This is a genomic window from Sphingomonas bacterium (assembly GCF_903643065.1).
In the GTDB taxonomy this organism is placed as follows: Bacteria; Pseudomonadota; Alphaproteobacteria; order Sphingomonadales; family Sphingomonadaceae; genus Sphingomonas.
In genome coordinates this window covers 1-5,854 of record NZ_CAHJWX010000149.1, presented here as the reverse complement: position 1 = coordinate 5,854, position 5,854 = coordinate 1, and the positions used below count along the sequence as shown (strand labels likewise).

Here is a 5,854-nt window from a genome sequence, read left to right as displayed (position 1 = left end):
GCGCGCCACCGTCGCCTTGTCCTGCGCGGCGATCGCGCGAGACAGGTCGGCGGGCTCCAGCGCCGACAGGATCGCGAGCGCGACGCGCGCGCCGACGCCCTGCACGCCGGTCAGCAGGCGGAACCAGTCGCGCTCGTCCGCGCGCGCGAAGCCGACCAGCCGCAGGAAGTCCTCGCCCACCAGCAGCTCGGTGAACAGCGTCGCCGCCTCGCCGGTCGGGCCCAAGGCCGACAGGGTGCGCGACGAGCAGCCGACCAGATAACCCACGCCGCCGACATCGATCACCGCGTGATCGACCCCCGTCGACTCCAGCCGGCCCTTCAGATGCGCGATCATCACGCCGACGTGCCCAACGCGGGACCCCAACGCAAGCACGCGCTTGTCCCCGCGTCGCCGCCTGCTAGACTCCACTTCGGGGAGAGCGGGCATGGCCCTTCTGGACGGTGGACCTGACGACGCACGACGGCGCGACCGGCGCCGCCGAGATGGGCGGCTTCGCCAACTTCATCGCGGCGGGGCTGTCGGTGCTGGGCATCGTCGTGTTCGGCCTGCTGCATCTCGCCCCCGGCATCAGCGCGGCCAGCGCGCTCGTGTCGGCGACGATCGAGGCGGCGATCTTTGCGGTCGCGGGAATACGGCTGCGCGCCGGCAAGGGCGCGATCTGGGGAACCGTCGCGGCCCTGCTGATGCTGGTGGAGATGATCGGCAAGCTCGTCACGTTCAACGGCGTGTTCAGCCTGGTGATCGACGGCATCCTGCTGGTCGGCATGATCAACGGCGTACGCGGCGCGCTCGCGCTCAGGCGGGGCATCGCCGACCCCGACCAGCTCGCGGAGCCCTTCCGCTAAGCCGACGACCGGCCCCGCGCGCTCGCCAGATGATGCGCGTGGCAGATCGCGACCGCCAGCGCGTCGGCGGCGTCCGCGCCCGCGATCGCGGCGCCGGGCAGCAGACGCGCGACCATGGCGTGGACCTGGACCTTCTCGGCCGCGCCCGTGCCGACCACCGCCTTCTTGACCAGCCGCGCCGCATATTCCCCCGGCTCGAGCCCGGCGCGCGCGACCGCCAGCAACGCCACGCCGCGCGCCTGGCCCAGCTTCAGCGTCGACTGGCCGTTGGCGTTGGCGAACACCTCCTCCACCGCCGCCGCGTCCGGCGCGTGATCGACGAGCACGGCGGCTAGCATCGTGTCCAGATGCGCGAGCCGCCGCGCGAGGCTGGCGGCCGTGTCGGTCCTGAGCTGGCCGTTGGCGAGATGCGACAACCGGTTGCCCTCGGCGCGGATCACGCCCCAGCCGGTCGTACCAAGCCCGGGATCGAGGCCGAGCACGATCATCGCATCGATAGGACCGGCCGAAGTAGGTCCTTGCCACCGTTGGTTGACAGGATCATCATGTGTTAAGATAATTCATCGTTGAGGCTTTCGCAATGCCACACCGGAACAGTCACTACGCCGTCGTAAACATTAAGAGCACCGCAGCTAACAGATGCTGGTGCGGCAGTTGGATGACGCATTGGAGATATGCAACAGGAAGCCAACGATTGATGTGCTCGGTCGTGCCATGCAATCGCCCTGCTGAGGTCGGTGCGCATGTGCAAATTGATGACGCAAGACACTATAGACATTGGTATATAGTGCCTATGTGTAGAGCACATAACATGCACCACAATACGGATGTCATGTTTATTGATCGGCGGGTGGACCTTGTACCGGCTAACATTTCTTCATCTTGCGGCAGGTCAAGCTGGTAGTAATCAGCCAATTCTATTTATCACTTCGTCGCTCACCTCGTAATTGCCCCACACGGCTTGCACGTCGTCGTCATCGTCCAGCGTATCGATCAGCTTGAACAGCGTCGCCGCGTCGCCCTCGCCGACCTCGACGGTGGTGCCCGGCTTCCAGGCGAGCTTGGCGCCGTCGGGCTCGCCCAGCACGGGGGTGAGCGCCTTGGCGACCTCGTGCAGGTCGCCCTGCGCGGTCCAGACCTCGTGCCCGTCCTCGCCCGAGGTGACGTCGGCGGCGCCCGCCTCCAGCGCCGCCTCGAACACCTGGTCCGCGTCGCCCGCCGCCGGGGGATAGGTGATCAGCCCCATCCGCTCGAACCCGTGGGAGACCGAGCCCGACGCGCCCAGATTGCCGCCGTTCTTCGACACGGCGGTGCGCACGTTGGTGGCGGTGCGGTTGCGGTTGTCGGTCAGCGCCTCGATGATGAGCGACACGCCGCCCGGCCCGAATCCCTCGTAGCGCACCTCCTCATAGGTCTCCGCGTCGCCGCGCGCCGCCTTGTCGATCGAGCGCTGGATATTGTCCTTGGGCATCGACTGCGCCTTGGCGGCGTTGATCGCGGCGCGCAGGCGCGGGTTCATGTCCGGATCGGCCAGCCCCATCTTCGCCGCGACGGTGATCTCGCGGCTGAGCTTGGAGAACATGCCGGAGCGCTTCTTGTCCTGCGCGCCCTTGCGATGCATGATGTTCTTGAACTTGGAATGGCCGGCCATCATTCGCCTCGATCGGGAGGGACGTCGCCTTAGCGAGGCGCGCCGCGCCGCGCCAGATCAGCGCACATCGTTGATCAGATGACCATCAACCGTTGATGATGAGACGGTATCGAGCCTCGCGACCGGGAGGGTCGTCGCGTGCCGATGTTCTTGCTCGTCCTGTCACTGACGCTGTTCGGCAAGCCTCTCGCGCTCGTCGGAGGCGGCGTGGCGCTGTGGGCCGTGATCGGCCTTTGGCGCCGATCCGACTCGCCATCGTCACAGTGTCATCACGGTTGTGTCTTGCTGGCGACCGGCGTGCTGGTGGGAGGGCCGGTCGCGGCGATCAAGATGGTGGAACACCGCATCGTCCTGGCGCGCGTGCCCGACCCGCTGCGCGTCTCGATGATCGAATATCGAAGCGAGGAGGACGGGGGCGGGGTGGGGCTGCCCGGCGACAACGAGACCGGGTTCGTCGTGTACCGATTGACCGCCGACAGTGCCCGATGGGCTCGCGCGCAGGGGCTGCGATTACCCGGCAAGCTCTTGCCCGCCAACGCCGATTTGCGGGCCACGCCCGTCGATGGCGAGGCGGATCACGGCTGGCGAGCGGCCCGCGGGACGAGCCGGTCGCCACCCACGATGGCGACCTATTTGAACCGCTACGGCTTCGGCATCGATCCGCACGGGTATGACGCCGAAGCGAACGCGGCCATCCGCTCGCCGGGGAGCTTCTACACTTACGGTCGTGGCGGCTCGATCACGATCGTCGATCCCGGCCGGGGAAAGGTGTATTTCGCCTATGCGGGCTGACGGTCAATGCAATCCCAGCGCCTGACGATAGGTCTCCATCAGCGCGTCGGCCTCGTCGCGATGGTGCTTTTCCATCCGACGCAAACGCACGATGCCGCGCATCGTCTTGACGTCGAAACCGGTGCCCTTGGCTTCCGCATAGACGTCCTTCACGTTGTCCTGCAACCCACGCTTCTCTTCCTCCAGCGTCTCGATACGTTCGATGAACTGGCGCAGCTGCTCGGCGGACACATTGTCGGTCATGGCACTCTCGGATTGGATCGGTGGCGGCGCGTGTAGGCGAGGCCGACGCCGTTCATCAAGGATTGCGGCGCTGGCTTTGCGCCATCCGGGCGAGCTGTTCGGGCGTCGCCGCCGGCTGGCGCGCCTTCCATTCGCCATAGGGCATGCCGTGGATCAGGTCGCGCGCGGCGCCGCGCGGCTGGCCGCCCGCGTCCTCCACCCATTCGGCCAAGCAGTTGCGGCAGAAGCCGGCGAGCCCCATCAGATCGACGTTGGCCGCGTCGTCGCGATGGCGCAGGTGACGCACTAGCCGGCGGAACGCCGCCGCCGCGTGCGCGTCATCGATCTGGTCGAGCGGGTCCATGCGTGACGATCCTTCGGTTGCGCCACCGCCCGTAGCCGCTACAGCGGCGCCCGGCCAACCCCGACGGGAGGAACGCCCCATCATGACTCACCCCGTCCCACCCCGGCTGCGCAAGGTGCGCGTGCTCGCCACGCTGGGGCCCGCGTCCAGCACGCCCGAGCGGATCGAGGCGCTGGGCCGCGCCGGCGCCGACGCGTTCCGCGTCAACATGAGCCATGGCGACCAGGCCGGGAAGGTCGCCGTCATCCAGGCGATCCGCGCGCTGGAGAAGCATTGGGGGCGGCCGACCACCATCCTCGCCGATCTGCAGGGCCCCAAGCTGCGCGTCGGCCGGTTCACGGACGGTCGGGTGATCCTGGCGACCGGTCAGCGTTTCGTGCTCGATCGCTCGCCCGAGCCCGGCGACGCCGCGCGCGTCGAGCTGCCGCATCGCGAGATCTTCGACGCGATCGAGCCGGGCGCGCGGCTGTTGCTCGACGACGGCAAGCTGGTGCTGCGCGTCGGCGAGCACGACGCCGACCGGATCGTCGCGACGGTGGAGGTCGGCGGGCCGCTGTCCGACCGCAAGGGGCTCAACGTGCCCGACGTGGTGCTGCCGTTGGCGGCGCTGACCGAGAAGGACCGCAGCGACCTCGCCTTTGCCATCCACGAGGGCGTCGACTGGATCGCGCTGTCCTTCGTGCAGCGGCCAGAGGATTTGATGGAGGCGCGCCGGCTGATCGGCGGGAAGGCGGCGCTGCTTGCCAAGATCGAGAAGCCCGCCGCGATCGACCGGCTGGAGGAGATCGTCGAGCAATGCGACGGCGTCATGGTCGCGCGCGGCGACCTGGGCGTCGAGCTACCGCCGCAGCGCGTGCCGCCGCTCCAGAAGCGCATCGTCGAGGTGTCGCGGCGGCTGGGCCGGCCGGTGGTGGTGGCGACGCAGATGCTGGAAAGCATGATCACCTCGCCCTCGCCGACGCGCGCGGAGGTCTCGGACGTGGCGACCGCGATCTATGACGGCGCGGACGCGATCATGCTGTCGGCCGAATCGGCGGCGGGCGCGTGGCCGGTCGAGTCGGTCGCGATGATGAACGCGATCGGCGAGGCGGTGGAGCGCGATCCCATGCACGGCGACCGCATCCACTTCACCGTCACCCGTCCCGATCCCACCACCGCCGACGCGCTGGCCGAGGCGGCCAAGAACATCGCCACGACGGTCGGGGTTGCGGCGATCATCTGCTACACGACGTCGGGCTCCACCGCGCGGCGCATCGCGCGCGAGCGGCCATCGGTGCCGCTGATGGTGCTGACGCCGAATATGGCGACGGCGCGGCGGCTGGGCCTGCTCTGGGGCACCTATGCGGTGCACACGCGCGACGTGGAGAGTTTCGAGGAGATGGTCGCCAAGGCACGGCGCATGGCGCTGCGCCACGGCATGGCCAAGGCGGGCGACCGCATCATCGTGCTCGCCGGCGTCCCCTTCCGCACGCCGGGCTCCACCAACGTCCTCCACGTCGTGCGCGTGGTGGGCGACGAGCTGAAGGGTTATGCGGGATAGCTCCGCCTCGGAGACACTCGCCAGTCGTCTGCCGTTTACGTCGTTAGAGGCGTCGAATGAAACGCGACCCTGATCGCCACGATGCGCAATCATCTGTCGGAGTTGCTGCGGTTGGCGCGGTTGGGCTTGCAGGTTGAGGCCTCCGCATCCGGGCCTCTCCAGCCTTAGTCACCCCGGACATACCGATGGTTTCCTGCCCAGAGCGTGATCCAGTCCAGCCGACACGCCTTCCCGGCGAAGGCCGGGGCCCAGGATCGACCGCCAAAGAGGGTAGTACTCCGCCCGGGATCCGTCTCGACTGGGCCCCGGCCTTCGCCGGGAAGGCGAGCCGCTTCACGCGAGGTGAGGTTACGACTAGACTCTGATCCATCTAAGCTGAAGCGTAGCCGCTGTTGCGGAGGTAGTTGGCGCATTCGTGTGGTGGGAAGGCATCGAGC

General features: G+C 68.1%; 8 protein-coding genes. 3 read left to right on the top strand and 5 right to left on the bottom strand.

From position 1 onward, the window contains the following. On the bottom strand, positions 1–336 hold a 336-nt coding region (gene ruvA, locus HUU95_RS06740), incomplete at its 3' end, for a Holliday junction branch migration protein RuvA (RefSeq protein WP_174279414.1). Positions 337–443: 107 nt separating this feature from the next. On the opposite strand from ruvA, the gene HUU95_RS06735 reads away from it, so the two are divergent. Beyond that, on the top strand, positions 444–848 hold the full coding sequence (locus HUU95_RS06735) for a hypothetical protein (protein ID WP_174279413.1): 405 nt from the start codon (positions 444–446) through the stop codon (positions 846–848). On the opposite strand, the gene ruvC is transcribed toward HUU95_RS06735, so the two are convergent. Next, positions 845–1,336, bottom strand: a complete 492-nt coding sequence (gene ruvC, locus HUU95_RS06730) for a crossover junction endodeoxyribonuclease RuvC (protein ID WP_174279412.1) — start codon at positions 1,334–1,336, stop codon at positions 845–847. The genes HUU95_RS06735 and ruvC overlap by 4 nt on opposite strands. A gap of 419 nt (positions 1,337–1,755) precedes the next feature. After that, the gene (locus tag HUU95_RS06725; protein ID WP_174279411.1) at positions 1,756–2,499 is read right to left on the bottom strand and encodes a YebC/PmpR family DNA-binding transcriptional regulator; all 744 of its coding nucleotides are present in this window, start codon (positions 2,497–2,499) and stop codon (positions 1,756–1,758) included. A gap of 138 nt (positions 2,500–2,637) precedes the next feature. Between HUU95_RS06725 and HUU95_RS06720 the strand changes: the two genes are divergently transcribed. After that, the gene (locus HUU95_RS06720) at positions 2,638–3,291 is read left to right on the top strand and encodes a hypothetical protein (protein WP_174279410.1); all 654 of its coding nucleotides are present in this window, start codon (positions 2,638–2,640) and stop codon (positions 3,289–3,291) included. A gap of 3 nt (positions 3,292–3,294) precedes the next feature. On the opposite strand, the gene HUU95_RS06715 is transcribed toward HUU95_RS06720, so the two are convergent. Next, a complete protein-coding gene (locus HUU95_RS06715; protein ID WP_174279409.1) occupies positions 3,295–3,534 on the bottom strand; it encodes a DUF2312 domain-containing protein in 240 nt (79 codons plus the stop codon). Between the two features lie 55 nt (positions 3,535–3,589). Further along, positions 3,590–3,877: a DUF1244 domain-containing protein gene (locus HUU95_RS06710; protein ID WP_174279408.1), complete on the bottom strand. Its 288-nt coding sequence runs from the start codon at positions 3,875–3,877 to the stop codon at positions 3,590–3,592. Between the two features lie 82 nt (positions 3,878–3,959). Between HUU95_RS06710 and pyk the strand changes: the two genes are divergently transcribed. Further along, positions 3,960–5,417 carry a pyruvate kinase gene (gene pyk / locus HUU95_RS06705; RefSeq protein ID WP_174279407.1) on the top strand — a complete coding sequence of 486 codons (1,458 nt, stop codon included), beginning with the start codon at positions 3,960–3,962 and terminating at the stop codon, positions 5,415–5,417. Positions 5,418–5,854: the final 437 nt, after the last annotated feature.

What these genes read in the sequence shown, in the direction of transcription:
- HUU95_RS06715 (WP_174279409.1), bottom strand. Translation starts at nt 3,534, where the DNA reads ATGACCGACAATGTGTCCGCCGAGCAGCTGCGCCAGTTCATCGAACGT.
- pyk (WP_174279407.1), top strand. Translation starts at nt 3,960, where the DNA reads ATGACTCACCCCGTCCCACCCCGGCTGCGCAAGGTGCGCGTGCTCGCC.
- HUU95_RS06725 (WP_174279411.1), bottom strand. Translation starts at nt 2,499, where the DNA reads ATGGCCGGCCATTCCAAGTTCAAGAACATCATGCATCGCAAGGGCGCG.
- ruvC (WP_174279412.1), bottom strand. Translation starts at nt 1,336, where the DNA reads ATGATCGTGCTCGGCCTCGATCCCGGGCTTGGTACGACCGGCTGGGGC.
- HUU95_RS06710 (WP_174279408.1), bottom strand. Translation starts at nt 3,877, where the DNA reads ATGGACCCGCTCGACCAGATCGATGACGCGCACGCGGCGGCGGCGTTC.